23 protein-coding genes are annotated in these 24,485 nt (G+C 55.6%); 6 read left to right on the forward strand and 17 right to left on the reverse strand.

What is annotated here, in order from left to right; translation table 11 throughout:
- Window position 1: 1 nt before the first annotated feature.
- From NP77_RS05980 to pmbA, 11 genes are all read right to left on the reverse strand, one after another.
- A complete protein-coding gene (locus NP77_RS05980) occupies window positions 2–1,912 on the reverse strand; it encodes a transcription antiterminator (RefSeq protein ID WP_008925775.1) in 1,911 nt (636 codons plus the stop codon).
- Window positions 1,913–2,016: 104 nt separating this feature from the next.
- Window positions 2,017–2,760: a KDGP aldolase family protein gene (locus tag NP77_RS05985; RefSeq protein ID WP_039659409.1), complete on the reverse strand. Its 744-nt coding sequence runs from the start codon at window positions 2,758–2,760 to the stop codon at window positions 2,017–2,019.
- The gene (locus NP77_RS05990) at window positions 2,757–3,878 is read right to left on the reverse strand and encodes a DgaE family pyridoxal phosphate-dependent ammonia lyase (RefSeq protein ID WP_039659410.1); all 1,122 of its coding nucleotides are present in this window, start codon (window positions 3,876–3,878) and stop codon (window positions 2,757–2,759) included. The genes NP77_RS05985 and NP77_RS05990 overlap by 4 nt, the downstream gene beginning before the upstream one ends.
- Entirely contained in the window at window positions 3,862–4,992 is a 1,131-nt protein-coding gene (locus NP77_RS05995) for an amidohydrolase/deacetylase family metallohydrolase (RefSeq protein WP_039659412.1), read from the reverse strand. Before NP77_RS05995 ends, NP77_RS05990 begins: the two co-directional genes overlap by 17 nt.
- 43 nt (window positions 4,993–5,035) lie before the next feature.
- Complete coding sequence (locus tag NP77_RS06000) at window positions 5,036–5,677, reverse strand: DUF4310 family protein (RefSeq protein ID WP_008925779.1); 642 nt, start codon at window positions 5,675–5,677, stop codon at window positions 5,036–5,038.
- A gap of 11 nt (window positions 5,678–5,688) precedes the next feature.
- The gene (locus tag NP77_RS06005) at window positions 5,689–6,465 is read right to left on the reverse strand and encodes a DUF4311 domain-containing protein (RefSeq protein WP_008925780.1); all 777 of its coding nucleotides are present in this window, start codon (window positions 6,463–6,465) and stop codon (window positions 5,689–5,691) included.
- 127 nt (window positions 6,466–6,592) lie between these two features.
- Window positions 6,593–6,892 (reverse strand): DUF4312 family protein, encoded by a 300-nt coding sequence (locus tag NP77_RS06010; RefSeq protein WP_003855530.1) that lies wholly within the window; start codon window positions 6,890–6,892, stop codon window positions 6,593–6,595.
- Window positions 6,893–6,894: 2 nt separating this feature from the next.
- Window positions 6,895–7,251, reverse strand: a complete 357-nt coding sequence (locus NP77_RS06015) for an SFCGS family glycine-rich protein (protein WP_003855529.1) — start codon at window positions 7,249–7,251, stop codon at window positions 6,895–6,897.
- A gap of 13 nt (window positions 7,252–7,264) precedes the next feature.
- Complete coding sequence (locus NP77_RS06020) at window positions 7,265–7,600, reverse strand: glycine dehydrogenase (RefSeq protein ID WP_003855528.1); 336 nt, start codon at window positions 7,598–7,600, stop codon at window positions 7,265–7,267.
- A 294-nt stretch (window positions 7,601–7,894) separates the two neighbouring features.
- Window positions 7,895–8,281 (reverse strand): cytochrome b562, encoded by a 387-nt coding sequence (gene cybC / locus NP77_RS06025; protein WP_003855527.1) that lies wholly within the window; start codon window positions 8,279–8,281, stop codon window positions 7,895–7,897.
- Window positions 8,282–8,343: 62 nt separating this feature from the next.
- On the reverse strand, window positions 8,344–9,684 hold the full coding sequence (gene pmbA, locus NP77_RS06030) for a metalloprotease PmbA (protein ID WP_039659416.1): 1,341 nt from the start codon (window positions 9,682–9,684) through the stop codon (window positions 8,344–8,346).
- Between the two features lie 114 nt (window positions 9,685–9,798).
- Between pmbA and yjgA the strand changes: the two genes are divergently transcribed.
- Window positions 9,799–10,344, forward strand: a complete 546-nt coding sequence (gene yjgA / locus NP77_RS06035) for a ribosome biogenesis factor YjgA (protein ID WP_003855525.1) — start codon at window positions 9,799–9,801, stop codon at window positions 10,342–10,344.
- Window positions 10,345–10,474: 130 nt separating this feature from the next.
- On the opposite strand, the gene mpl is transcribed toward yjgA, so the two are convergent.
- The gene (gene mpl / locus NP77_RS06040; protein WP_003855524.1) at window positions 10,475–11,827 is read right to left on the reverse strand and encodes a UDP-N-acetylmuramate:L-alanyl-gamma-D-glutamyl-meso-diaminopimelate ligase; all 1,353 of its coding nucleotides are present in this window, start codon (window positions 11,825–11,827) and stop codon (window positions 10,475–10,477) included.
- A gap of 168 nt (window positions 11,828–11,995) precedes the next feature.
- Here mpl and fbp point away from each other — a divergent pair, with 168 nt between their 5' ends.
- The gene (fbp, locus tag NP77_RS06045; protein ID WP_003855523.1) at window positions 11,996–13,003 is read left to right on the forward strand and encodes a class 1 fructose-bisphosphatase; all 1,008 of its coding nucleotides are present in this window, start codon (window positions 11,996–11,998) and stop codon (window positions 13,001–13,003) included.
- 59 nt (window positions 13,004–13,062) lie between these two features.
- On the opposite strand, the gene NP77_RS06050 is transcribed toward fbp, so the two are convergent.
- The gene (locus tag NP77_RS06050; RefSeq protein ID WP_003855522.1) at window positions 13,063–14,622 is read right to left on the reverse strand and encodes a methyl-accepting chemotaxis protein; all 1,560 of its coding nucleotides are present in this window, start codon (window positions 14,620–14,622) and stop codon (window positions 13,063–13,065) included.
- A 168-nt stretch (window positions 14,623–14,790) separates the two neighbouring features.
- Between NP77_RS06050 and NP77_RS06055 the strand changes: the two genes are divergently transcribed.
- The 3 genes from NP77_RS06055 to ppa all read left to right on the forward strand — a co-directional run bounded on the left by NP77_RS06055 (window position 14,791) and on the right by ppa (window position 16,343).
- On the forward strand, window positions 14,791–15,201 hold the full coding sequence (locus NP77_RS06055; protein ID WP_039659418.1) for a lysozyme inhibitor LprI family protein: 411 nt from the start codon (window positions 14,791–14,793) through the stop codon (window positions 15,199–15,201).
- A gap of 61 nt (window positions 15,202–15,262) precedes the next feature.
- Complete coding sequence (locus NP77_RS06060) at window positions 15,263–15,712, forward strand: DUF441 domain-containing protein (protein ID WP_039659419.1); 450 nt, start codon at window positions 15,263–15,265, stop codon at window positions 15,710–15,712.
- Window positions 15,713–15,812: 100 nt separating this feature from the next.
- Window positions 15,813–16,343: an inorganic diphosphatase gene (gene ppa / locus NP77_RS06065; RefSeq protein WP_003855519.1), complete on the forward strand. Its 531-nt coding sequence runs from the start codon at window positions 15,813–15,815 to the stop codon at window positions 16,341–16,343.
- 60 nt (window positions 16,344–16,403) lie between these two features.
- On the opposite strand, the gene NP77_RS06070 is transcribed toward ppa, so the two are convergent.
- The 3 genes from NP77_RS06070 to NP77_RS06080 are packed head-to-tail and all read right to left on the reverse strand — an operon-like array spanning window position 16,404 to window position 22,263.
- Entirely contained in the window at window positions 16,404–16,757 is a 354-nt protein-coding gene (locus tag NP77_RS06070; RefSeq protein ID WP_008925784.1) for a gamma-glutamylcyclotransferase, read from the reverse strand.
- Window positions 16,758–16,759: 2 nt separating this feature from the next.
- Complete coding sequence (locus NP77_RS06075; protein WP_039659421.1) at window positions 16,760–20,527, reverse strand: translocation/assembly module TamB domain-containing protein; 3,768 nt, start codon at window positions 20,525–20,527, stop codon at window positions 16,760–16,762.
- The gene (locus NP77_RS06080) at window positions 20,524–22,263 is read right to left on the reverse strand and encodes an autotransporter assembly complex family protein (RefSeq protein WP_003855515.1); all 1,740 of its coding nucleotides are present in this window, start codon (window positions 22,261–22,263) and stop codon (window positions 20,524–20,526) included. The genes NP77_RS06075 and NP77_RS06080 overlap by 4 nt, the downstream gene beginning before the upstream one ends.
- A gap of 491 nt (window positions 22,264–22,754) precedes the next feature.
- On the opposite strand from NP77_RS06080, the gene NP77_RS06090 reads away from it, so the two are divergent.
- The gene (locus NP77_RS06090) at window positions 22,755–24,077 is read left to right on the forward strand and encodes a hemolysin family protein (RefSeq protein ID WP_008925787.1); all 1,323 of its coding nucleotides are present in this window, start codon (window positions 22,755–22,757) and stop codon (window positions 24,075–24,077) included.
- 179 nt (window positions 24,078–24,256) lie between these two features.
- Here the strand turns inward: NP77_RS06090 and NP77_RS06095 are convergent, their stop codons facing one another.
- Window positions 24,257–24,463 (reverse strand): DUF1107 domain-containing protein, encoded by a 207-nt coding sequence (locus NP77_RS06095; protein WP_003855513.1) that lies wholly within the window; start codon window positions 24,461–24,463, stop codon window positions 24,257–24,259.
- Window positions 24,464–24,485 lie beyond the last annotated feature (22 nt).

Consider the following 24,485-nt stretch of genomic DNA (forward strand, 5'->3'; position numbering starts at 1 on the left):
CCTATGGCCGACTCAGGCAATCCATCGCCACCGCCCTGAAGCAGGTGAAATCGGTGCAGTCCCGCAGTCGGGTCATCGCCCTTTCACGCAGGAACGTCACAAACAGATCGTATATCGCCATCGCCTCTTCATATTCACTTTTGCTGATCGCCAGCAGGAAGATGACATAGGCGGTATCGTCTCCCCAGGGAATACCGTGTGGGGCCAGCACGGTATAGACCACGGTTTTCTTTGCCAGGAGTCCCAGCGAGTGCGGCAGCGCAATGCCTTCGCCCAGCATCGTGCTGACAATCGCTTCACGCTCTTCGACCGACGGATAGAACGCCTCATCCACAAACCCCTCCTCCTGCAGCTGATCGCTCAGCTGGCGAAACAGCTCAGACCGGGTTATTGGCTTGTCGACGATATGAAAGTGCTGGGCATCAAAAAATTTCGCCAACATATAGGGCCGGGTACGATCGACCAGCACCAGCTTGCCAATCTGCTCCAGCTGAAAACCGGTGGGAAACGGTGACATCACCACCACGGGTTTCTCTTTTTCGCTGAGCCGGATGGTTGAGATGACAAAATCTTCGTCAATGCGACTGCGCGCCTCATACTCGCGCTGTGACAGGCGGGCCGTGACCTGCAACTGCGGATATTTCCGCAGCAACATCGCTTCAATCATGCGCAGCGTGGAGTTACCGCTGTCGCACACCAGCAGCACCTGTGGATGACGCTGATAGCCCACGTCATAGTGGCGCTCCAGTCCGACACCAATATGCAGCACCAGAAAGCCAATCTCATTCTCGGTAATGACGTAAGGCGTATATTTTCCCCAGCTGGTCACCGCCGCCAGGGTGACATCATAGGCCATCGGATAGTGCTGCTTGATGTTGCTGAGCAGCGGGTTAGGGATGTGAATCTGATAGCGCACCCGGGTAATCATGGTTTTGATGTGGGTAAGCAGATCGGCTCGCAGCTGTTGATCGTTTTGCAGATTGAAGTTGTAGTGCGTGTTGATAAAGCTGAGCAGGTAATCCACCAGCGCGTCGGCGTCATCGGCATTGATGGCGCTGGGAGCGATCGCCTGAATGCGCCGCGCGGCAATGTTAACCCGCAGCCAGTTTTCTTCAGCGGGTGAAATTGGTTTGCTGACCAGGGGACGCATCAGATTAATCAGCTGATGTGCCGCTTCACGCACCTCATCGCCAATCTCCTCAGCACCGGGATCGTTAAGCGGATAACCTTCGCTGATGCGACGCACAGCAACGGCGCAATAGAGCCGCAGATAGCGCTCGCCCTCATCACTGAGGCGAATGTTGTGCTGCGCAAAACAGCTTTGCAGCAGCGGACGCAGCGTCTCCAGCATGCCGCTGTTCAGCGCTTCAATAGTCAGCAGCGGACTCTCTGGCATCGCCTGATCGATTTGCCATAACAGGTCGGTGAGACAGGTCCGAATCGCCACTTCGCTGCCAAATAGCTTCATGCCGTAGTGCGGTTTACTCTCAATGGTGAGGTGATAGCGACCCAGCCACTCGCGCACCTCGGCCATATCGTTCTGCAGGGTCGCGCGGCTGACAAACCACTCTTCCGCCAGCTCTTCAAGTTTCAGTGAATAGGCAGCGGTAAGAAAACGGGTCAGGAGGTAGCGAACCCGGTCCTGCGAGGTACGCGGCACCCGCAGCGGCGACGCGGTATGCTGCTGCAGATGCTGAAAGCGCTGAGCATCCTCGATCTTCAGCTGATAACCTGCGCCACGGCTCAGGATAAACTGCGCACCATGATCTGCCAGCAGCGCATTCAGCGCCGTAATATCGGTACGCACGGTGCGTGTCGAGACGGCAAAACGCCGCGCCAGCTCATCCTGAGGCAGCGTTTCGTTTTGCAGGGCATCGAACAGTTGCGCAAGGCGCTGATTGGGAAATCTCACAAGCGTTACCTGTTTGCTGACAGAGAGTGAAAACTTCAGCCTACGGCGTTCGTCACGCAACGTCCATGCTGCACGATCTGCCTGTCAAAGGCAGATCGTGTCGATCACCGGGCCAGTACTGTTTTACAGATGGCCAGCAGCTGCTTCACATCGTCAATGCGGGTCTCTCCGCTGGCTTTGTCAATGATCGAACTGTAGACGTGCGGGATCACTTTGCTGACGCCCGCGTCCAGCGCAATGCGCATGATCTCGCCGACGTTTTCCAGATCGATGCCGCCGGTGGGCTCCAGCCAGAAATCCTGTTTTGCACAGGCTTCCGCCACAGCGCGGTACTCATCCACCGCCTGCAGACCGCCCATCGGGAAATATTTCACCGAGCTGCCGCCCATATCCTGCAGCATCGCAATCGCCGTTTCGATGGACACAATCCCATCCTGCCGTTTTGCGCTGCGCGGTCCGGTAGAAATTTTTACCTGACCTGGCGTGCCGGTTGGCGAGACCAGACCGTTCACAATAGTCTGTGACTGACCCAACAGCGCACGACTGGTGGCGACACCGGTAAAGACCTGATTCACATGCTGCGGTTGCAGCACCGCCGAAATCTCACTGACCATCTGTGACTGATTTGGATCGCCCGCGCCCAAGCCCACCGAGAGTGCATTATCGATCAGCGCAGCATATTCACGCATATCAGCGATAGCGGCGTCATTGCTGGTGTAGTTTTTTGACAGCACGCCGACCAGCACGTGCCCTTCTGCTGCCTGCCAGATAGCGCGCGCATTCTCTTTTGATCCCGCAAGGACGTTAAGGCAGAGACGATCCTGATAAAAATTAGGTGTCAGCGTCATGCGTGTTTCTCCCCGTTTAACAGTGCCTGAATGCGGGTAAAAATAGTGTGCAGTTGATCGGCGCTGACGCTGCGCACATCCGCTTCAATGATTCCTTCGTTGGCTTTATAGCCGCGGAAATAGATCGCTATATCGCCCTTTTTCAGCGCCTGCACCAGATCGCCGGTGCGTTGCTGGATCGCGGCTTCATCGAACTTAATTTCAGCGCGGGCGATATCGCGTCCGGCACTGTCCCACACGACGCGGGCTGTCACGCCGTTCAGGCTGTTAAGCTGTTCAATAAACGGCGTCATTTTTTCCACCATCTGCGCGCCGCTGATTTTTGGCTGTGACAGATAATTTTCAATCGCCTGGGTCAGCCCCAGAATCCCCTCTTTGCCCACTTTCATTGCGCGGCCAATGCCGTTGGTCTGGCGTTTGACCCACTCAACGTAGTGGTGTCTGCCAATCACCAGCCCGCTGGTCGGCCCTTCAATCGCTTTTGCGCCGCTGTAGATCACCAGATCGGCGCCCGCCTGGTAGTAGCATTGCAAATCCTCTTCTGCTGCCGCATCGACGATAAGCGGGAGGCCATGCTCACGCGCAACCGTCGCGGCCTGCGCCACATCAAGATGGCTCTTCTGTACGCAGTGGTGCGATTTCACATAGAGGATCGCCGCCGTCTGTGGCGTGATCGCCGCCGCCAGCTGGGCAGGTGAGCATTCGTTGCTGTAACCCGCTTCCACCAGTTGCCCGCCACCCAGCGCCACCATGCTGCCGACCGGCGCGCCATAGTTCACGTTGTGCCCTTTCGGCACCACAATCTGGTGCGGAACGGTCAGCGGCGCGGCGTGCAGGTTATCCACCAGCCAGTCGTTGTCTTTTACAATCACCGCCGCCACGCACTGGGCGATTCCGGCCGAGGCGCAGGAGACCACCAGCGCGTTCTCCACTTTCAGCAGACCGGCGATATACGCACCGGTCTTATCCACCAGATCTTTCATTTCGAAGTAGTGATCGAGGCCATACTTCACCGTATCGACCACGTCACTCGATGGGGTCGATACGCCGAGGATCGTCATACGGCCAGAGGCGTTAATCACCGGCTTCAGGCCATACTTTTCATAAACCGAGGTCATGCGCTATTCCTTCTTCAGTGGCGATCCACGTACCAGCGACCACCGCCGCCAGCGGAACCAGTTGCTTCTCACCGGCGACCTCTTCACCTTCGGAATCGATAAAGGGCCGGGTTTCCTCTTTGATGCTAAAAACAGTCAGATCGGCGTCGTAGCCGACTTTCAGCTGGCCTTTACGCAGCAGGCGCAATCCGGCGGCCGCGTTTATCGTCACGCAGTCGATGACCTGCGGCAACGTCATGCCGACGCTGAAAAATTTCGACATCACATGCGCCAGGCTGTGAACCGGCCCGGCCAGACGATTGCGGCAGTAAATGTCAGAGCTGATGGTGTCGGGCAGAATGCCCTGCGCAATCGCCACCCGGGCGACCTCAAAGCTGAAGCTGGCGCTGCCGTGGCCGACATCAAGTTTTACGCCGCGCGCAATGGCATGTTTAACCGCTGCTTTGAGTTCACCCTGCGGCGTCAGAATGCGGTTGGGTTTGCCATTAAAGCAGTGCGTGATGATGTCGCCCGTGGTGAGCAGATCGGCAATCTGGTCAAGATTGGGCGGATTATTGCCAATATGAACCATCAGTGGCAGACCGCCGCTCGCCTGTTGAATAGCCTTCGCTTTTATCAGTGGCTGGACGCCGTTCTGACCGACCACGCTGCCGCTGATGCGCGCCTTAAGGCCGACGATAAAATCCGGCAGTCGCGCTACAGCCTGCTTCACCGCCTCCCCGTCGATCTGCGTCATGTCGGCCAGCTCATTCTGAGTGACGATGCCGGTGCGGGCGATATTAATCAGCGCATACACCTGGGTCTGTGCTGCGCGCGTCAGCTGGTAGAAATCATCGATGTGCTCTGCGCCGGTGCTGCCTGCATCGACCACCGTGGTGACACCGTGCGCTACGCCAATCGCGTCCGCTTCATCATGATAAAGGGGAGATTTGGGATAGCAGTGAACGTGGGAGTCGATCCAGCCCGCACTGAGGTAGAAGCGAGCCGCCAGATCGCGCTCGCGCCGTGCCGTGCCCTGCACGTTGCCCACGGCGGCGATGCGGCCATCCTGCAGCGCAATGTCGACCACCTGCTCATCGCTAAGGCGCGCATTGCGGATAATCAAGTCGTACATGGTTTCTCCTTAACGGCAGCCCGCTGCCGGGCTGCCGGTGAGATCAGAGAGCAATCGGGAACAGTGCACCCAGGATCATCGCGCCGAGAATCGCACCGCCGGTGATCGGCTTGTTCCAGAGATAGAACAGCAGCGCACCCAGCAGCGAACCCAGACCAATCGGAATCGAGGCCGCCATGGCGGACAGGATAATCAGCGGACCCAGAAAGCGCCCTGAGGCATTACCGGCTCCCATCATCACGTCTGCGCCGTAGGTGGAGTCGCTCTGATTGATGGTGAATTTACGCGCCAGAATAATCAGGTAGCCAATCGCCACACCAATCACCAGGCCCGTCACCAGCGAGGCCGCAAAATTCGCTACCGGAAAGACGATGCCCGCGCCCAGCAGCAGTGCCGGCACGCCCAGGCCGACGCCGGTCTGAATCGCCCCGCCGATATCCAGAATGCCCACCAGTGAACCTTCAATAATGCGGGCAAACAGGAAACTGGCACCAAAAGCGGCGACTGCGCCGTAGACGCCGGTCTCCATGCCTGCGCGCAGCATCGACACAAATGCCACTTCGTTGAACGCGCCGATGCCGTAGAGGTAATACATGTGCGTCCCGGCAAAGACACCCGAGGAGAGCAGGCCAACAAAGATCGGGAAAGACCAGTCGGCATACCAGAAGCCTTTATTTTCGTTCATCGCATCGCCTCTTATTTGCCGCTGACTGAGTTGTGGATCATGTCGAGCCAGCCGGGAATGCCGAGCTGGAAGGACTGCAGCAGCTTCATATCGAAACCACGGAAGAAGCCGCTCAGCACAAACAGCAGCACGATAGCGGTCATCATCACTTTGGTAACCCGATTCCAGCCGCTCTCTTCCACCCCTTTGCCGATCAGAATACCCAGCACCAGCCCAGGCACGGCGTTGCCCATGATTAGCTGTGCCAGACCGCCAAAAATGGTGGCCCAGAAGCCTGACTTTTTACCTGCGTCGATTGCTGCCAGCCAGAAGATTACCGGCATCACCGTGTTCACCAGCAGGTTAGCGGCGGGCACCAGCACTTTGACTGCGGTAACCTGCAGCGCAGCGGGAACAGCTGACGCGGTAGAGTTGAGAAAGGCAACGACGATCATGCCGATAATGCCGCAGGCGATGGCCATTTTTTTCGGGTCGTGCAGCGTCTCTGCCACATTACGATTCTTCACCATCAGCGCGGCCGCGCCCCAGTTTGGGATGATGCGGTGATCGACATCCTGCGTGAATGAACCGGCTGCAACCGACGATGCCCAGGCATTGAAAAAGAAGCCAAGACCAAAGGAGAAATGAGAGGCCGGATCGCCTTCGCACGAGTTCAGCTCGCCCAGCGTACGAAAGGCGCCCATGCCCTGGGTGGTGGGCGCGTGGAACATGCGTGCAGCACCCGCCCCCACACCCACACCGACCAGTCCGCCAATGATCAACGACTTAAACAAAATGATTAAAAACATGTTGTTGTACCTTGTTGTCGTTTTTACCCATCCTGCCTCAGCGCCCGCGTCGCTCCGGTCTTAGCGTCGCGCTATCGCGACAGCTGAGATTCGGTTCAGTAGCGGGCTGATGTAAACAGGTTCTGTTTTACGATGCCGCCGTAAACGTCACCCGTTCGGTGTCGAAAACGGTGACGCTGACAGTGATCTCCAGGGTGACGCTGAAGCTTCGCCGCTGACGTGCCAGAAAGAAGAAGAGAAACTTCTCGGTTTTGACGCTCTCCTGCGCGCACAGCACCCGGACATCCTGCGGTTCGATGCGCAGCAGAATTTTTTGCGTCGCGCGCAGAACCTGGTTTTGCACCCGACTCAGCGCGTCTGCAAAGGCTTTCGCTTTGGTATCGCCTTTGCCTTCGACCGTCACCTGAGTAACGTATTGTTCTTTCATAATCAGCTGCCGTGCTTCTTGTTCCAGGCCTGCACCAGCCGCTCGCCTAACTCTTCTTTATCCATGAAACCAAAACCCAGTACCGTGGCACCTTCATTAATGGCGGTGACGCCCTCATCGATAGAGCGCATACCATGCTTTGCTTTGTAGCCATATTTGTTCTGGGCGGTAATGGCGCCAGCGCCGCCGCTGCCGCAGAAGGAGATACCGAAATCGGCATTTTCTGCCTTCATCACGTCACCCAGTTTCATATCAGCCGCCACACCGGGTACCACAACAGCACGGCCACCTGCTTTTTCGATGCCAATAGCCACTTTCTGGCCTTTACCTAAACGATCGCCAATCACTACTGTTACCATGTTGTCTTCCTCTCTAGTTGTTGGATCGCGCGACTTCAATATGCACTGACAGCAGCCAGGCCTCTTCCCGGGGCAGATTGCCAAACAGATCGACCACCTGCTGCGCCAGTGCCACGGTTTCCGGTGGAATATCTTCAAACAGCTCCGCTTCCACGTCCGGCAGCGGCTCTCCGCTCAGCGAGCGTGACGCCATGGCGCCGACATGGGATTGCAGCATCTGCTGCTGGACCGCGTTGGGCTGAATGCCATGCTGCTGATAGAGCGCCGCAATCTGCGTCATTACGCTGTCAGCCAGTTGCTGCACTTTCTCCGGTGACGCTTCATACACCGGGACGCCCTTATTGCTCACCTTGCTACTCCTGTTAAATCGGATAATTCGCGTTAAAAATAAATTAACGGTCATCACCCCGACTGTGGAGAGGCAACATTTCCAGCAGTAAGTGGAAATTGACGTGAAGGTTGTGCGTCAGATCGCAGCCTGCACGCTTTGTGCGACAGGCGTCGCATAATGCGCAAAATGCGGGTTTTAACAGGTAAAGACGACGATGTTGTGCGGCGACAGGCGCGTTGCAAGAGGCTTTACGGCGCGGTAATAAGCAGAAGTGATGGTAAAAATCGCCGGTCAGGGTGACCGGCGATCTGATTAACGGAATTTCTTATGGTTGGTATTGCGGATGTCATCAAATTTAGCAGCTTCGCGCTTAGCGCCATCCACGTTGTTGGCTTTCGCCAGTGCACTGACCACGTCGATCTGCGCAATCAGCGAATCGAGGCCCGCCTGATAATCTTTGACCTGCGCGCTGTCAGCAGGCTGACCTTCCAGCTTATCCGGCGTTGATTTTTTGGCATCCTGCGCCGCGGCACGCATTTTGGTTAACGCCTGCTGCATCTCCTGAGCATTGTCACTTTTCTTGACGATTTTCAGGTTCGCATTCAGCGTGTCCATATCCTTTTCCAGATCCGCCGCATAGAGGCTGACGCTGGAGAACAACAGAGAAGCCGACAACATTGCAATCACATGCTTACGCATCATTATTTCCTTTTTATTGTGATGAAAAAAAAGCAGCCTGCAGGCTGCTTCAGAAATCCATCTTATTGTCCCGCTATTTTCATCTCAGGCAGTAACACGGAACCGCACTGGATATTACTGCGGGTTTCAATATCGTCACCAATGGTCACCATGTTGCGCCACATCTCTTTGAGATTTCCGGCGATAGTGACTTCGCTGACCGGGTACTGAATAACGCCATTCTCGACCCAGAAACCGGCTGCACCGCGTGAGTAGTCCCCAGTAATGGCGCTGACGCCCTGGCCCATCAGTTCAGTCACCACTAATCCGGTGCCCATCTGCTTCAGCAGTTCGTCAAAGCTGTGGCCCTGGCCCGCAATGCGCCAGTTATGGATGCCACCAGCATGACCGGTGCTGGTCAGGCCCAGTTTACGGGCTGAATAGCTGGTCAACAGCCAGGTCTGCAGCACACCATTTTTGATGATGTCGCGCGCCTGAGTCCGCACCCCTTCGCTGTCGAATGGCGTGGAGGCGAGCCCTTTCAGCAGATGCGGCTGCTCATTAATAGTGAGCCACTCCGGCAGGATCTGCTGCCCCATGGAATCCAGCAGGAAGGTCGATTTACGGTACACGCTGCCACCGCTGATCGCGCCCACCAGATGACCAAACAAGCCGGTCGCCACTTCAGAAGCAAAAATCACCGGGGCTTTCATGGTCGGCAGTTTACGCGGAGCCAGACGGGAGAGCGTACGGCGTGCGCACTCTGCACCCACCCACTCCGGGCTTTTCAGATCCTCAAACGCACGGCCAATGGTATAGGCGTAATCACGCTCCATATTGCCATCCTGCTCGGCAATGACGCTGCTGGAGAGCGAGTGGCGGCTTGAGCAATAGCTCTGCAACATACCGTGGCTGTTGCCAAAGACTTTGATGCCGACGTGGCTATTGAAACTGCCCCCTTCGGTGTTCGTAATACGCTTGTCTGCACGCAGCGACGCCTGCTCCGCCTGTGCCGCCAGTTCAATGGCGCGGTCGGCGTCAATCTCCCACGGATGGTAGAGATCCAGGTCCGGCGCATCATACGCGAGTAACTCCGCGTCAGCCGGGCCGGCAAACGGATCGGGCGACGTGTAGCGCGCAATATCAATCGCCGCCTGCACGGTGCGTTTGATGGCGTCCGGACTGAGGTCGGTCGATGAGGCGCTGCCTTTACGATTCTGATGATAGACGGTGATGCCCAGCGCACCATCGCTGTTGAATTCGACGTTTTCCACTTCGCCATAGCGGGTGCTGACCCCGATGCCGGTAGTTTTACTTACTGCCACTTCCGCGCTGTCAGTGCTTGCTTTAGCCAGTTCAAGTGCCTGCGCAATGGCCTGCTCCAGGACTTTTCGCTGTTCTGCAACCTGAGTAGATACGTTCATCGACCTGCCCATAATCTTATGTGTGAATGATTTGAGTCTATCAGAGTCAGAGAACAATTTCGCAGTCACCCGATAAACTGGTACGATTAGCCTCTTTTTTTTGGGAGCCCGGAAATGACCAAACAGCCCGATGAGTGGCTCGACGATGTGCCAGATAATGACGAAGAAGAAGATGAAGAGATTATCTGGGTCAGTAAGAGTGAAATTAAACGCGATGCAGAAGAGTTAAAGCGCCTGGGTGCCGAACTGGTTGATCTGGGTAAAAACTCGCTGGATAAAATCCCGCTGGATGAGCGCCTGCGTAACGAAGTTGAACTGGCGCAGCGCATTAAGAAAGAGGGTCGCCGCCGTCAGCTGCAGCTGATCGGTAAACTGCTGCGCAGTATAGATGTGGAGCCGATTCGTGTTGCGCTGGACAAGCTCAATAATCGCCACAATCAGCAGGTTGCGCTGTTCCATAAACTGGAAATGTTGCGCGATCGTCTGATTGAGCAGGGCGATGAGGCGATGGGCGATGTGATCGCGCTCTATCCCGAAGCCGATCGTCAGCAGTTACGCAGCATGATTCGTAACGCGCAGAAAGAGAAAGCGGGCAATAAGCCGCCGAAGTCTGCACGTCAGATTTTCCAGTATCTGCGCGAGCTGGCCGAAGCGAAGTAATGCCATGGCAGACGTGCTCAGACGGCGCACGGCCAGGGCAGGAAGTCTGAGCGGATTTGTAACGGCAAGAGATGAAAGGATTTACCAGGATTTTCCTGCAAAATAAGCGCCCTGTCGGGCGCCTGTCATATCAGGCCAGCCTGTCCAGCAGCTTCTGATGAATACCGCCGAACCCGCCGTTGCTCATGACCAGAATCGTGTCGCCTGGCTGAGCGGCTTTGACCACCATTTCGACCAGGGTATCGATATCCGCACTCCAGTGCGCAGGCGGTATACACGCTTCTGCCACGTCTGAAACCTGCCACGGAATATGGTGAGGCTGGAACAGGAAGACCTCATCAGCCCGCGCCAGAGACGGGGCCAGATCGTTTTTGCTGACGCCCATCTTCATCGTGTTGGAGCGTGGCTCCAGTACCGCCAGGATACGTGCTCTGCCGCCCACTTTACTGCGCAGCGCAGCCAGTGTTGCCAGAATCGCGGTCGGATGATGCGCGAAGTCATCATAGACTTTGATGCTGTTCACTTCACCGCGCAGCTCCAGCCGGCGACGTGCATTGATAAAGGTGTTCAGCGCCTGGCCTGCATCTTCCGGCTTCACACCGACATGCCGCGCGGCCGCAATCGCCATCAGGCCATTGTGCATGTTGTGTTCGCCAACCAGGCCCCAGTTCACTTCCCCGACTTTTTCGCCGTCGAGCCAGATTTCCCAGTGAGAGGCATCGTTGGTCAGCTTCTTCGCCTGCCAGCGCCCGTGCTCGCCAACGCTCTCCTGCTCACTCCAGCAGCCCATCGCCATTACCTGTTTGAGGTTAGGATCATGTTCCGGCAACAGGATCTTGCCCTGACCCGGCACGATCCGCACCAGATGGTGGAACTGCTTCTGGATCGCCCGCAGATCATCAAAGATGTCAGCATGATCAAACTCAAGGTTGTTGAGGATCAGGGTACGCGGACAGTAATGGACGAACTTGGAACGCTTGTCGAAAAACGCGCAGTCATACTCATCCGCTTCAATGACGAAGAATGGACTTTTTCCTAATTTTGCTGAGACATCAAAGTTCCCTGGTACACCACCAATAATGAAGCCGGGTTCAAGGCCGCATGCCTCGAGAATCCACGCTGCCATGCCTGCTGTGGTGGTTTTACCGTGGGTTCCGGCCACTGCCAGTACCCAGCGATCGCGCAGCACAAAATCGTGCAGCCACTGTGGGCCAGAGAGGTAGGGAATGTTGCGTTCCAGTACGGCTTCCACGCAAGGATTACCCCGCGTCATCGCATTGCCGATGATGACTAAGTCAGGCATCGGATCCAGCTGGCTGGCGTCATAACCTTCCGTTAATTCAATGCCTTGCTGTTCGAGCAGGGTACTCATTGGCGGATAAACGTTGGCGTCTGAACCGGTCACCTGATGACCAAGTGAACGTGCCAGCATCGCCAGACCGCCCATAAAAGTGCCACAAATCCCGAGGATGTGAATGCGCATAACATGATCCATTACTCAAAAGTTCGGCGCACAGTGTAACGCCGCTCGCAGACGGAAGAAACGGATTAGGACTATGGTTTTTGAAGTTCATTCGGCTAAACTGCGTACGCATCCGTTGGCAGACTGTTACGCGTGCTGCCACTCCATCGAAGATTCAGGGAATGTGTTATGAAAACGTTGGGCGAATTTATCGTCGAGAAGCAGCACGACTTTCCGCACGCCACAGGTGAACTGACGGCGCTGATTTCAGCTATCAAGCTGGGTGCCAAAATTATCCACCGCGACATCAACAAAGCCGGTTTAGTGGATATTCTCGGTGCCAGCGGCGTGGAGAATATTCAGGGTGAACAGCAGATGAAGCTTGATCTGTTTGCCAACGAAAAACTGAAGGCAGCACTGAAAGCACGTGGCATCGTCGCCGGTATCGCTTCTGAGGAAGAAGACGAGTTCGTTATCTTTGAAGGTGAGGAAAACGGTAAGTACGTGGTGTTAATGGATCCACTGGATGGTTCTTCTAACATCGACGTTAACGTTTCCGTCGGCACCATTTTCTCTATTTATCATCGCGTTAGCGAACCCGGCACGCCAGTGGTTGAAGCGGACTTCATGCAGCCAGGCAACAAGCAGGTTGCTGCCGGTTACGTGGTCTACGGCTCATCCACCATGATGGTTTATACCACCGGCGCAGGTGTGCATGCGTTTACTTATGATCCGTCACTGGGTGTATTCTGCCTCAGTCACGAACGTATGACCTATCCGCCAACCGGATACACCTATTCGATCAACGAAGGTAACTACATTCGTTTCCCGCAGGGTGTGAAGAAATATCTGAAGTTCTGTCAGGAAGAGGATCTGCCAACGCATCGTCCTTATACCTCACGTTACATCGGCTCGCTGGTTGCGGATTTCCACCGTAATCTGCTGAAAGGCGGTATCTACCTCTATCCAAGTACCGCCAGCCATCCTCAGGGCAAGCTACGTTTGCTGTATGAGTGCAACCCGATGGCGTTCCTGGCCGAGCAGGCGGGCGGTAAAGCGACCGACGGTCAGAGACGTATTCTGGATATTCCACCGGTCACGCTGCATCAGCGTTGCCCGTTCTACTGCGGTAACGAGGCGATGGTGAACGACGTTGAGCGTTTCCTGGCTGAGTTCCCGGATTGCCGTCAGGGTTAATCCGGAAGTAGTATAAAAAGTCATATAGATAGGGCGCGATTTCGCGCCCTATCTGTTTTTTACGCTGTCTGCAATCTGAACTGCGCCATCGTTGACTGAAGCTGGTCGGATTGTGCTTCCAGCGACTGAGTCGCAGCGGTTGCCTGCTCTACCAGCGCGGCGTTCTGCTGAGCCGCGGCATCCATCTGCGTGACGGCCAGATTGACCTGCTCAATGCCACGGCTCTGCTCGTCGGAGGCCATCGAGATCTCTTTCATCAGTGCCGTGACGCGCATCACCTCACCAGAAATCTCATCCATGGTTTCCCCGGCGCGCGTCGCCATCTCACTGCCCTCTTTCACCCGAGACTGTGAGTCACTGATCAGCGTGCGGATCTCTTTGGCTGCGTTAGCACTGCGCTGTGCCAGCGTGCGCACTTCATTTGCCACCACCGCAAAGCCACGGCCCTGCTCGCCTGCACGCGCCGCTTCCACGGCGGCATTGAGCGCCAGGATGTTAGTCTGGAAAGCGATGCCATCAATCACGCTGAGAATGTCGCCGATACGATTGGCGCTTTCGGTGATCTCATTCATTTTTTCCATCACGTAGCTGACGACCTCAGCGCCGCGATCGGCAGTATCGGAGACCGCGCTTGCCAGCTGGTTCGCCTGCTGAGCATTTGTGGCGTTAAGTCGCACGGTGGCTGTAAGCTGCTCCATACTGGCCGCCGTCTGCTCCAGCGAGGCGGCGGACTCTTCGGTGCGCTGAGACAGATTGACGTTACCGGCCGCCAGTTCACGGCTGCCGATGTCGATCTGCATACTCGCTTCACGCACCTGACTCACTGAGGTCCGCAATGAGTCCTGCATCCCGCTCAGTGCATGGTTAAGCCGGCCCAGCTCATTGTTGCTGGACGGTGGCAGCGCCTGCGACAGATCACCCGCCGCGATCTGCTCAAGATGGACAATCGCCTGGTTCAGCGGCTGCAGCAGCATCCGGCGCAGCAGTTGCCAGGCAAGCACCAGCAGCAGCAACGTTAATATCCCTGCCACACCGATCAGGATTTTCATTTTGGTTTCGTTTTGGGCCGCCTGCACCAGCTGAGCCTGCGTGACCTGGTCAGCAAACTGGCTGAAGTCAGTGACCGCCTTATCGTAACTGGCCGCCAGTGTTGCCAGGTTGCCTTCCAGCAGCTGGTAATATTCGTCGGTATATTGCTTATCCAGCGCGTCCATCATCGGTTTGATGCCCTGGTCGAGATAGGCTTTGTAACTGGCTGAAACCGCATCCGCCAGCATCTTACCGTGCGCCGTCACCGTTCCTGCGTCCACAAAGCGCTTCAGGTTGAGTTGTGATGACACCACATCCGCCTGTGAGAGTTTTGTAACTGCCGCGCCCTCTTCCAGCATACCAATTTCAATTTTACGCACTGCCAGCGCCGCGTTAGCGCGGGCACGCATCAGATCTGAATTGCTCTTATAAAGACTGTTCAGCTCGATCCCCTGAATGCGGTTAACCACATCCAGCGAGCGGTTTCCTTTGTTAATTGCCACGATACCCATAGAACTCACCGCCAACAGCAGCAGTGTCATAAATGCCAGCAAAGCCAGCAACCCCGTGCGAAGTGATAACTGTTTCATCCTGATAGTTTCCGTGTATGTGAAAAGGCGAATTTCAAGCGGCCTCAAAGCGGAGGAATTATCGGCAGTAACGGTCCGAAACTTTAACGCTGATTAGTGTTAACAACTTGATCATCACAGAAACATCCATCAAGCTGATTGCCGCCCATCCGTTATCCGGAGAAAAGAATGAAACCAGGTTTGTTTCTGATGCTGATCTGCCTCAGCACATCGGCGCTGGCAGAGGATATGCCGTCAGACGCTTCGCCTGATCGCTGCCTCAATAATGCCTCAACGACTCTTGCAATGAATCAGTGCTACGCGGCAGCAAGCAAGGTCTGGGATCAGGCGATGAATAAGCAGTACAACAAGCTGATGAAAACGCTCTCCGGCGAACCGAAGAACAAACTGCGTGCCGCTCAGCGTGCCTGGCTGAGCTACCGCGACAGCTGGCTGGAGGCGAGTCGCAGTCAGCTCAGTTCTCAGGGAACACTGGGTAGCGTGGCCCTGAGCGCGCAGCATCTGAGCCTGGTACGTAATCAGGCGCTGATGTTGCAATCACTTTCTAAAGGCAGTTGTGCGAATCCCGATGACTGCTGATCGATAACTGGCTTTTGCACTGGCGGAAGTCAGTGCGTTCCATAACCTTCAGGGAGAAACCATGGCTGCTTACGCCTCGACCATCATTCTGATTTGCCTCGCCGTGCTGAGTTATTTCGTACACAACAATGCGGTCACAATTTCGATTCTGGTGCTGCTGGCGATTAAAATTACCCCGCTGGCGCAGTTCTTCCCCTACGTCGAAAAACAGGGCATTACCTTAGGCATCATTATTCTTACTGTGGCAGTCATGGCGCCGCTGGCCAGCGGCTCATTGCCCGCCTCCACCTTAATCAAATCCTTTGCCAACTGGAAGTCGATTGTGGCGATTCTGGTGGGGATTTTTGTCGCCTGGCTGGGCGGTCGTGGCGTGAATTTTATGAGCGTACAACCCTCTGTAATCGGAGGTCTGCTGATTGGTACGGTGATAGGCGTCGCGTTCTTTCGTGGCGTGCCAGTAGGGCCACTGATTGCCGCAGGCATTGTTTCACTGTTTGTGGCAGCTAAGTAGCGTTTGGGCGCATTCCGAAACGCCAAAAAGGGGGCATACATTCAGAGTCAGTTGGCTATAATAGCCGACACTCAACATACGACTACTGAAGGAATACCAGATGAGTTTGAACCAGGTGCCAGCAGGTAAAGACCTGCCAGAAGATATCTACGTTGTCATTGAGATCCCAGCGAACGCTGATCCGATCAAATATGAAGTTGATAAAGAGTCTGGTGCCCTGTTTGTAGACCGTTTCATGTCTACCGCCATGTTCTATCCGTGCAACTACGGTTACATCAACCATACCCTTTCTCTGGATGGTGATCCGGTTGACGTACTGGTTCCAACCCCGTATCCACTGGTCCCAGGCTCCGTGATCCGCTGCCGTCCGGTTGGCGTGCTGAAAATGACCGACGAGTCTGGTGAAGATGCCAAACTGGTTGCCGTTCCGCACACCAAGCTTTCTAAAGAGTACGATCACATCAAAGATGTGAACGACCTGCCAGAACTGCTGCGTGCACAGATCACCCACTTCTTTGAACACTACAAAGATCTGGAAAAAGGCAAATGGGTGAAAGTGGATGGCTGGGATAACGCCGAAGCCGCTAAAGCTGAAATCATCTCCTCTTATGAGCGCGCACAGAAGAAGTAATTCTGCTGCCGGTTTGTAAGTCGAAAAAAAAAACACCGTCCAAATGGACGGTGTTTTTGTTCAGGCCTCTGGCTCCTCATCACGCTTTAGCCAGTCACCACTCATAATGCGCTGGCGTCCTGCCACTGAGCGTTGATAAACATAAAGCCATGCACTGCCAAACGGCGTCTGAGTCAGAAATCGTTTGTACTCTCCCCCTTTGGTGCGAAGCGCATCCAGCTCCGCCAGGGTTGAGGCATCAATGCGGTACACCTCACAATGTACCGCTCCATTGCCCTCTATAACGCCGGGATAATGGCCCAGACTATAAAGCTCAAAGCCTTCAATCTGGTGATCACCCAGCCACTGCGCATTGGTCATCCAGTGACTGTTTCCCTGTTTGCGCCGTAAACTGCCGTAGACAATTATTCGCATTGCTAAAACTCAAACTGATAGAGCAAATCGAGAGCCTGATCCACACCGGACACGGCTTCCAGATAGAGCTTAGGCATCAGGCGGTAACGCAAGGTTAACGTCGCCAGTGAATCAAATATGCCAACACCGTATTTTACCTGCAGACCCGGTAGCACGTAGCCGCTGACCTGCACCTGCTGGCTATCGCCAACACCGGCAGTATCAACGGCGAGATTGCTGACACCGAAGGTCTCTCCGATTTTACCCACAACCTGACCACTTTGTGCAACCCCTAAGCCAACAAGTGCCGACGTTAGAGCGTTACTGTCGCCGTCGCTGCCTAATCCCTGACCACGCAGCAGGTAGGAAAGCGCTTCCTGTTGCGACATCGCCGGATCGGAGAAGACTTCCGCTTTAGGTTCATCGGCAAGGCCGGTCACGCGCAGACCGGCAGTGACGCCATCTTCCGTCGCATCCGGGTTACGAATGGCTTCCAGGTTAACGTAAGGCTGATCAGGCGGCCCGGCAAACTGCAGCTCACCTTTACGCACAATCAGATCCTGACCATAGGCGTGGAAGCGACCGGACGGAATGTTGATCTGGCCGTTTAAGCCCAGTCCTGACTTATCCTGTACCATTTTCAGATCGCCATTCAGCTTCGCTTTCAGACCAAATGCAGACAGGCGCACATCGTTGCCGACGTGGATCACCAGGTTACTGTTAATCGGAATCGCAGCGGTTTGCGGTGCAATCGGCTTCAGCTGTTTATCCAGCATCACCTCATCTGACGAGACGCCCGTCGCGCTTTCCGGCACTTCCTGCACCGTGATGCGCGCCCACGGAATATCGACGCTGCCATCAAGGTTAAAGGCGGCTGGCGTCGCTTCAAATACCAGATCCGGCGAGACATCCATACGCACCATCGGCGGAACGGTGACGCGAACCCGACTGCCCTGCGCCGCAATGCGCGCACGCCAGTTATCGAGCTGGCTCCAGTCGGCGTTACCGCTAAGATTAATGTTGCCCTGTGCAGTCTGGACCAGTCCGTTCAGGGTCGAGCTCATACCGTTGAACACCAGATTCAGGTTGGCGGCGGTCAGATCGACCGGCATAAAGTTGCCATCCACATCCACACCCGTCAGACCCAGCTGCCCAAACACCTGCGGCTGCTGCACACTTCCCCCCAGGCGAAGGCTGCTGTTCAGGCTGCCTTTGATCTTCTCGCCCTGCATCAGCGCAGGATTGATCATCGCCAGCGAGATATTGCGGATGTTCACGTTACCGCCCAGCGTGCGGCGATTTTGCGGATCGTCGATCTGCACGTTGCCATCCAGCTGCCCGTTTTTGGCAATGCGGATCAGCCAGTCGAGCTGTGCGCGACCGTTTCGCAGTGCGGCATTCAGGTTAAGCGTGTCAAAGGCGATCGGCAGGCTGTTGCCCTGAACATCCTGCACCACTTTTACGCCGTTACCCTTCAGCGCCACAGTACCGGTTGGCAGGCTGCCATCCGCCGTCCAGTTAACGCGTACATCGCCACTGAACAGGCCGCTGAGCTGGGTTGCCTCCGGCATAAATGGCTTGACCATCGCAAGGTCAAAACGGTTCAGCACCACATGCGCCTTACCTGCCGGGCCCGCTTCAATCGGCTCCGGTACACAAATTTGTGCATTGGGGTTCTGCCAGCAATGCGGCCCGATGGTCGCCGTCTGACGGCTGTTCAGATAGTCGATGGCCATGGCGCGGGTCAGACGCCAATCGCCCACGGGTGTGTCAAAGCGGGTATCGTTTAGCGAGCCTTTCCAGCGCTCGGTCTGGCGATCAAAGCTGCCGTTGAGCGCCAGCTGACCCGAGACCGGTTTGCCCTGCACAGTCAGCTTCAGCTGATGCTGACGCTCATTCCCCTCTGCATTCAGCGTCAGCAGGCCGATGTTCAGCGCATCCTGCTTCAGTTGCTCAACGCGAAGTTGCAGTTTACCGGCGACCTGTTCGCCGGAGCGGACATCGCCATTCAGGGTGACGCGATTAATCTGCATCTGCTGCCAGCGCAGACCACGGGCATTGAGATCGGCCAGCAGCTGCGGTGCCTTCAGAGTGCCACGCGCTTTAATCGTGCCGTTGACCACGCCGCCCAGACCCGGCAGCGCATTGTCGAGCTGTGGCGCATCGATACTGGCATCAAGATCCAGACTGTCGCCCAGCGCCCCTTTTACATCCAGATGGTTGCGTCCCAGCGCCAGCTTAATACCCGGCACCGTCCACTGGTTGTAGCTGTTACCGGTCAGTGAGCCGTCAGCGGTTACGGCATTCTTTTTCACGTTACCTTTTAGCTGAAGCTGCGGCACGCTCAGCTGCCAGGTGCCGCCATACAGACTGCCGCGCGTGGTGATTTTGCCATCCAGCCGCGCGGGCCAGTCGGGATACTGTTTCGCAGTATTGATCCCTGCCAGCGTCAGCTCACTACGCCAGCTGATTGCCTTACTCCAGTCCACCAGCGCGGTGAGATCGATATTGCCCTGCAACGCAGTTACGCGCAGGCGATCGAGGCTGAACTGCTCAACGTTACCTTTACCCGTCAGCGAGACATTGGCCGGTGGCACAGATTCGCCCTTCACGGCGGTCTGCAGTGACATCACATAGTCGGTGGCTTTGCCTTTGAACTGATAGTCCAGGTTATCGGCCTGATACTGTATCGGTCCGGTTAGCGGCCAGCGCAGTTGCGGACTGGTCAGCTGAAGTGACAGCGGCAGTCCCGCGACAGCCAGTTGGGTCGTCGCATCCAGCCGCGCATTGACCGGACCTGAGAGATTCAGGCCCAGCTTCAGCGTGTCGCGCATCGCGCCGTTAAGTTTCAGCGCCAGCTTTTCGCCTTTAATCGGATCGGTATTGACCGTGCCATTCAGGGAGAAATCGACCGGCCAGTTATCCGCCAGCGTCGCCTGCCCACTCCCCGTCAGATTGCCCAGATTCGAGTCCACTTCCAGCGTCGTTAACTGCATCTGCCGATCGGCGGTTTTGGCTTTCAGCAACAACCGGCTGACAGCGATATCGGTGTCGCCGGTCACGCGCAGCTGCTCGCCCAGAATCTGCTGTACGTCAATATCCAGCGGCAGACGGAAATCAGGCAATGCCGGTAGCAGCGGTTGCGCAAACATCGCCTGCAGCGTTTCGCCCAGCGGTTTCTCAGCGGGATGCGGCTGCTGAACTTTCGGATCGACCACCTCTTCCTTCACCACTTTTGCCGCTTTTGGCAGCGCAATCAGCAGGCTTTGGATATGGGTCGGATTCAGCGTCAGCGCACGATCCTGCCACTGCAGGCCCGTGGTGAAATCAAGCAGCGAGATCGCGGTGTCATCAACCTTCACATTGATGTTGTGCAGGCCAAGATGACGCAGCGTGATGGGGTATGGTGTGCTGAGGTTAGTGTTGCTACTCTCCTCTTCCGGTGCGGCGGCGGCAGGTGCCATTTTCTTGCTGTCGACGACCACGCTGATATCGCGCAGGGAGACATCGTTGACGCACACGGAGGAGTGCAGCAGGCAGTTGAGATCCACCGCCAGGTGAATCTGCCCGGCATCAACACTGACGCCGGGCATCTCAAAGCGCAGACCGTTAAGGGTCAGGTTACGCCAGCCGCCATCGACCTGTTTGATCGACAGGCCAGGCACCCAGCGCGATGCGCCCTTGAGCACTAAATGCAGTCCCGGCGTGGTCCCGATTAAAAATGCCACGCCACCCAATAACACAACCAGAAAGATCAGAATACCGATCAGGACCTTTTTCCACAGCTTCATAGTTCAGGCCCCAGTCCTACGTAAAATTGCAATCCATGCTCCTCGTCATCCCCGATAGGTCTGGCGATATCAAATTTGATGGGGCCAACCGGTGAAGACCAGCGCACACCGACACCCGCACCGGTTTTGATATTGCTCTGTTTAATGTCGTTAACCGCTTCGCCTGAGTCGACAAACACCGCGCCCCACCATTTACCGGTGACGTTATACTGATATTCCAGCGATCCGGTGGCGAGTTTTGATGCCCCGGTGAGTTTGCCGTCGTCGTCACGCGGTGAAATATTTTTGTATTTGTAACCGCGAATACTGCGGTCACCACCGGCGAAGAAGCGCAGATCCGGTGGCACCTTCTCGAAGTCGTTGGTTTCAATCCAGCCAAGATTGCCGCGCGCCACAAAGCGATGACTGTCACCGAGAGTGCGAATCCAGACGTTTTGCGCCTGCAGAATCAGGAAGTCGACGTCGGAGCCCCATGTCGTATCGGAAACGTCGACGGAGTAGCGCTGTGAGTCGCCCCAGGTCGGCATCAGACCGCCGCGCGAGCGGGTGCGGTTTACGCTGACGCCGGGATAGAGCAGCATGGTGGTATTGGTCACACTGCCCTGCGTAAAGTGATCCAGGCTCCAGCGCAGGTTGACCGCCTTCTGCCAGCCGCTGCTGCTGTCCCAGTTGCGCGACATCGCAAGCGTGGTGGTGTCGGCTTTGGTGTCGTTAAGGTCGGTACGCTTGAGGCCTCCGGAGAAGGTGTAGTACTGCTCCAGTGGGCTCTTCAGTAACGGGACTTTATAGCTGAGGTCGACCTGCTGTTCCGGCGCAGACACGTAGGCGCTGGCTGTCAGGCTGTGGCCGCTGTCGTTGATCCACGGTTTTTTCCACGTTCCTTTCAGCCGCGGACCGACGTCAGTTGAGTAGCCGACGCCGGTTTCAATGGTGTTTTCGGTGCGGGGTGACATCACGGCACTCAGCGGCAGCACTTTAGTCTGTCGTCCCTTGCTGAATTCCGGCGCGACCACCACCGAATTAAACCAGCCGGTGGCGGAGAGGCGGCGATTCAGTTCGGCCAGATCGCGTGAGCTGTAGTAATCCCCTTCTTTAAAGGGCACCAGATTTTGCAGATACTCTTCACGAATCTGCGATCCCTGAAAAGTGACGTCACCAAAGCGATAGCGCTCGCCGCTGTCGTAGTCGATATCCCAGAACGCTTCATGGCGCTCAACCGAGACGCCGAGCTGGCTTTTTTTAAAGGTGCCGTCGAAGTAGCCGTTACGCAGCGCAAGATTAGAGAAGCCGCTTTTAAATTTGTCATACTGCCCGTGGTTAAGCTGCGTGCCCACTTTGGGCCGTCCCTGCTTCACCCAGGCTTTGTAATCAGGATCATTGCGCGCATCACCTTCCACCACAATGGTGCTGCCGCCAATTTTGACAGCCTCGCCCGGCGTCACATGTGCGACTAATACCGGCCGTCCTCCCTTCGCAGGCGCGGGGCGGGATTCGAAATCGATGGTCGGCTCGTAATAACCAAGGGCGCGCAGCCCCTCTTTTATTGCAACAGAGACACGTGCACGAAAACGGCCATCATTCGAGACCTCGTCGCTGCCGATGGTGGAAAGGCGCGCCCTGACATTCTTTTGCAGATCCCCGGTTAAGCCATCTACCTGTAATCGCACGGTCGCCGCCTCAAGGGCGGGCGCGGCAAGCAGCAGGCCAGCTATGCAATAAACATAAAATCGTGGCACCTGTACTCCTGTTAATCATGCCGGCCCCTTTTCCGCGGGGCACTTATTAATCATCTTTGCCCGCACTACCGCAACGGCAACATCCTCATCATAGCCGCACTTTATGGCAAACGGCGGCGCAAAATCGACTTCTAACTCAAATAACGCGGCTATTGTCGGTAAATGGGGAGATTGATACAACTCCTGCAGGCGGGAATGAGCGGTCCAAAATGATTCACTCAGATAAATCTGAGTCGATAACGTACCGTTCTGCCTGCTAATCCTGAGGGAAGCGGCAGATTGCCCTCTGGCGGCCCGATGAGCGCTCCTGCTATAATCTGCCACCACAGGCATTCCGCCTGTTTTCATTTCTGCCCCGACATGTACGTTGTCGAACTGGCGCAGACATTTTTGGCACGGATAGCTCTGTTTCACGGATAAACCAACTCTGTTTGCGCTTACCCACGCTGCCCAGGCCAAAAATGACAAGTGGATAACCCTTTGGATCTCATATGTTAGATAGCTTGCTTGTCATTTTATTGCTGATTGTAATCAGTGCCTTTTTCTCCCTGTCGGAGATCTCGCTGGCGGCCGCCCGTAAGATCAAACTGAAACTTCTGGCCGACGAAGGCAACGTCAATGCCCAGCGTGTGCTGAAAATGCAGGAAACGCCGGGCATGTTCTTTACCGTGGTGCAGATTGGCCTTAACGCTGTCGCCATCCTGGGCGGTATTGTCGGCGACGCGGCATTTTCACCGGTTTTCAGCGGCCTGTTTAACCGCTTTGTTTCGCCGGAACTGGCGGAACAGCTCAGCTTTATCTGTTCATTCACCATCGTGACCAGCCTGTTTATCCTGTTTGCCGACTTAACACCAAAGCGGGTTGGCATGGTCGCACCGGAAACCATCGCGCTGCGCATCATCAATCCGATGCGTTTCTGCCTGTTAGTGATGCGTCCGCTGGTATTTCTGTTTAATGGCCTGGCCAACGTCTTCTTCCGTATTTTCAAGCTGCCGATGGTGCGTAAAGATGACATCACCTCCGACGATATCTACGCGGTGGTGGAAGCCGGTGCGCTGGCGGGCGTTCTGCGCAAGCAGGAGCATGAGCTGATTGAAAACGTGTTTGAGCTGGAGTCACGTACCGTTCCCTCTTCAATGACCTCACGCGAGAATATTGTCTGGTTTGATCTGCACGAAGATGAGACCAGCCTCAAGACCAAAATCGCCCAGCATCCTCATTCGAAGTTTCTGGTCTGCAGCGGCGACATCGATCATATCGTTGGCTATGTCGACTCAAAAGAGCTGCTGCTGCGCGTACTCGGCAATCAGAGCATGGCGCTGAACAGCGGCCTGCAGATTCGCTCTGCGCTAATCGTGCCGGACACGCTGACGCTCTCAGAAGCGCTGGAAAGTTTTAAAACCGCTGGTGAAGATTTCGCGGTGATCATGAACGAATATGCGCTGGTCGTGGGCATCATTACGCTGAATGACGTCATGACCACACTGATGGGCGATCTGGTCGGTCAGGGCATGGAAGAGCAGATCGTGGCGCGCGATGAGAATTCATGGCTGGTTGAAGGCGGCACACCGATTGATGACGTAATGCGCGTGCTGGACATCGATGATTTCCCGCAGTCAGGCAACTACGAAACCATCGGCGGCTTTATGATGTATATGCTGCGTAAGATTCCAAAGCGTACCGATTTTGTGAAGTTTGCTGGCTATAAGTTCGAAGTGGTAGATATCGATAGCTACCGTATCGATCAGCTGCTGGTCACCCGCATTGATGAACGACCACCCGTGCTGAACCTGACCAAAACCGAAGAAGAGTAAATGACTCAGAGCGTGTCCCGGCGGCTATTATTGTCCCAGGCAGTCCTGGATACAGAGCGCGCGGAACAACCGGAACGTTTACGTAGCAGTTGGAGATTGTGGGCACCGTCCGTGTTCGGACAGGCAAAGGGAATAGCCTGATAGGTCATACACTAAGGGCGCCATCGGCGCCCTTGTTATTAGTTGAACTCAAGTTTGAGACGAACGACCTGGCGGTTAATTTCTGACATCACGCTCAGGTGCTGTTTGTCTTTGACGCGAGGGATTAATACTTTCCCTTTATCGAACTCGAACGCGCCCACGTCCTTGATATACAACCTTCCTTTGAAAAGCGTTTTTACATATTTCGCTATTTGTAGCGGATTATAGCGCTGGAAGATCTTCATGCTGTTTAACTCCTGTACATTT

The organism is Pantoea sp. MBLJ3 (genome assembly GCF_000816655.1).
Classification (GTDB): Bacteria; Pseudomonadota; Gammaproteobacteria; order Enterobacterales; family Enterobacteriaceae; genus Pantoea; species Pantoea eucalypti.

Bases quoted from the DNA above. Each gene is read 5' to 3' on its own strand.
- NP77_RS06050 (WP_003855522.1), bottom strand. From the start codon at position 14,622: ATGAAACAGTTATCACTTCGCACGGGGTTGCTGGCTTTGCTGGCATTT.
- NP77_RS06015 (WP_003855529.1), bottom strand. From the start codon at position 7,251: ATGGTAACAGTAGTGATTGGCGATCGTTTAGGTAAAGGCCAGAAAGTG.
- NP77_RS05995 (WP_039659412.1), bottom strand. From the start codon at position 4,992: ATGTACGACTTGATTATCCGCAATGCGCGCCTTAGCGATGAGCAGGTG.
- fbp (WP_003855523.1), top strand. From the start codon at position 11,996: ATGAAAACGTTGGGCGAATTTATCGTCGAGAAGCAGCACGACTTTCCG.
- NP77_RS05990 (WP_039659410.1), bottom strand. From the start codon at position 3,878: ATGACCTCGGTTTATGAAAAGTATGGCCTGAAGCCGGTGATTAACGCC.
- mpl (WP_003855524.1), bottom strand. From the start codon at position 11,827: ATGCGCATTCACATCCTCGGGATTTGTGGCACTTTTATGGGCGGTCTG.
- cybC (WP_003855527.1), bottom strand. From the start codon at position 8,281: ATGCGTAAGCATGTGATTGCAATGTTGTCGGCTTCTCTGTTGTTCTCC.
- NP77_RS06005 (WP_008925780.1), bottom strand. From the start codon at position 6,465: ATGTTTTTAATCATTTTGTTTAAGTCGTTGATCATTGGCGGACTGGTC.
- NP77_RS06075 (WP_039659421.1), bottom strand. From the start codon at position 20,527: ATGAAGCTGTGGAAAAAGGTCCTGATCGGTATTCTGATCTTTCTGGTT.
- NP77_RS06095 (WP_003855513.1), bottom strand. From the start codon at position 24,463: ATGAAGATCTTCCAGCGCTATAATCCGCTACAAATAGCGAAATATGTA.
- NP77_RS05985 (WP_039659409.1), bottom strand. From the start codon at position 2,760: ATGACGCTGACACCTAATTTTTATCAGGATCGTCTCTGCCTTAACGTC.
- yjgA (WP_003855525.1), top strand. From the start codon at position 9,799: ATGACCAAACAGCCCGATGAGTGGCTCGACGATGTGCCAGATAATGAC.
- NP77_RS06055 (WP_039659418.1), top strand. From the start codon at position 14,791: ATGAAACCAGGTTTGTTTCTGATGCTGATCTGCCTCAGCACATCGGCG.
- NP77_RS06010 (WP_003855530.1), bottom strand. From the start codon at position 6,892: ATGAAAGAACAATACGTTACTCAGGTGACGGTCGAAGGCAAAGGCGAT.
- pmbA (WP_039659416.1), bottom strand. From the start codon at position 9,684: ATGAACGTATCTACTCAGGTTGCAGAACAGCGAAAAGTCCTGGAGCAG.
- NP77_RS06060 (WP_039659419.1), top strand. From the start codon at position 15,263: ATGGCTGCTTACGCCTCGACCATCATTCTGATTTGCCTCGCCGTGCTG.
- NP77_RS06070 (WP_008925784.1), bottom strand. From the start codon at position 16,757: ATGCGAATAATTGTCTACGGCAGTTTACGGCGCAAACAGGGAAACAGT.
- NP77_RS06090 (WP_008925787.1), top strand. From the start codon at position 22,755: ATGTTAGATAGCTTGCTTGTCATTTTATTGCTGATTGTAATCAGTGCC.
- ppa (WP_003855519.1), top strand. From the start codon at position 15,813: ATGAGTTTGAACCAGGTGCCAGCAGGTAAAGACCTGCCAGAAGATATC.
- NP77_RS06000 (WP_008925779.1), bottom strand. From the start codon at position 5,677: ATGAACGAAAATAAAGGCTTCTGGTATGCCGACTGGTCTTTCCCGATC.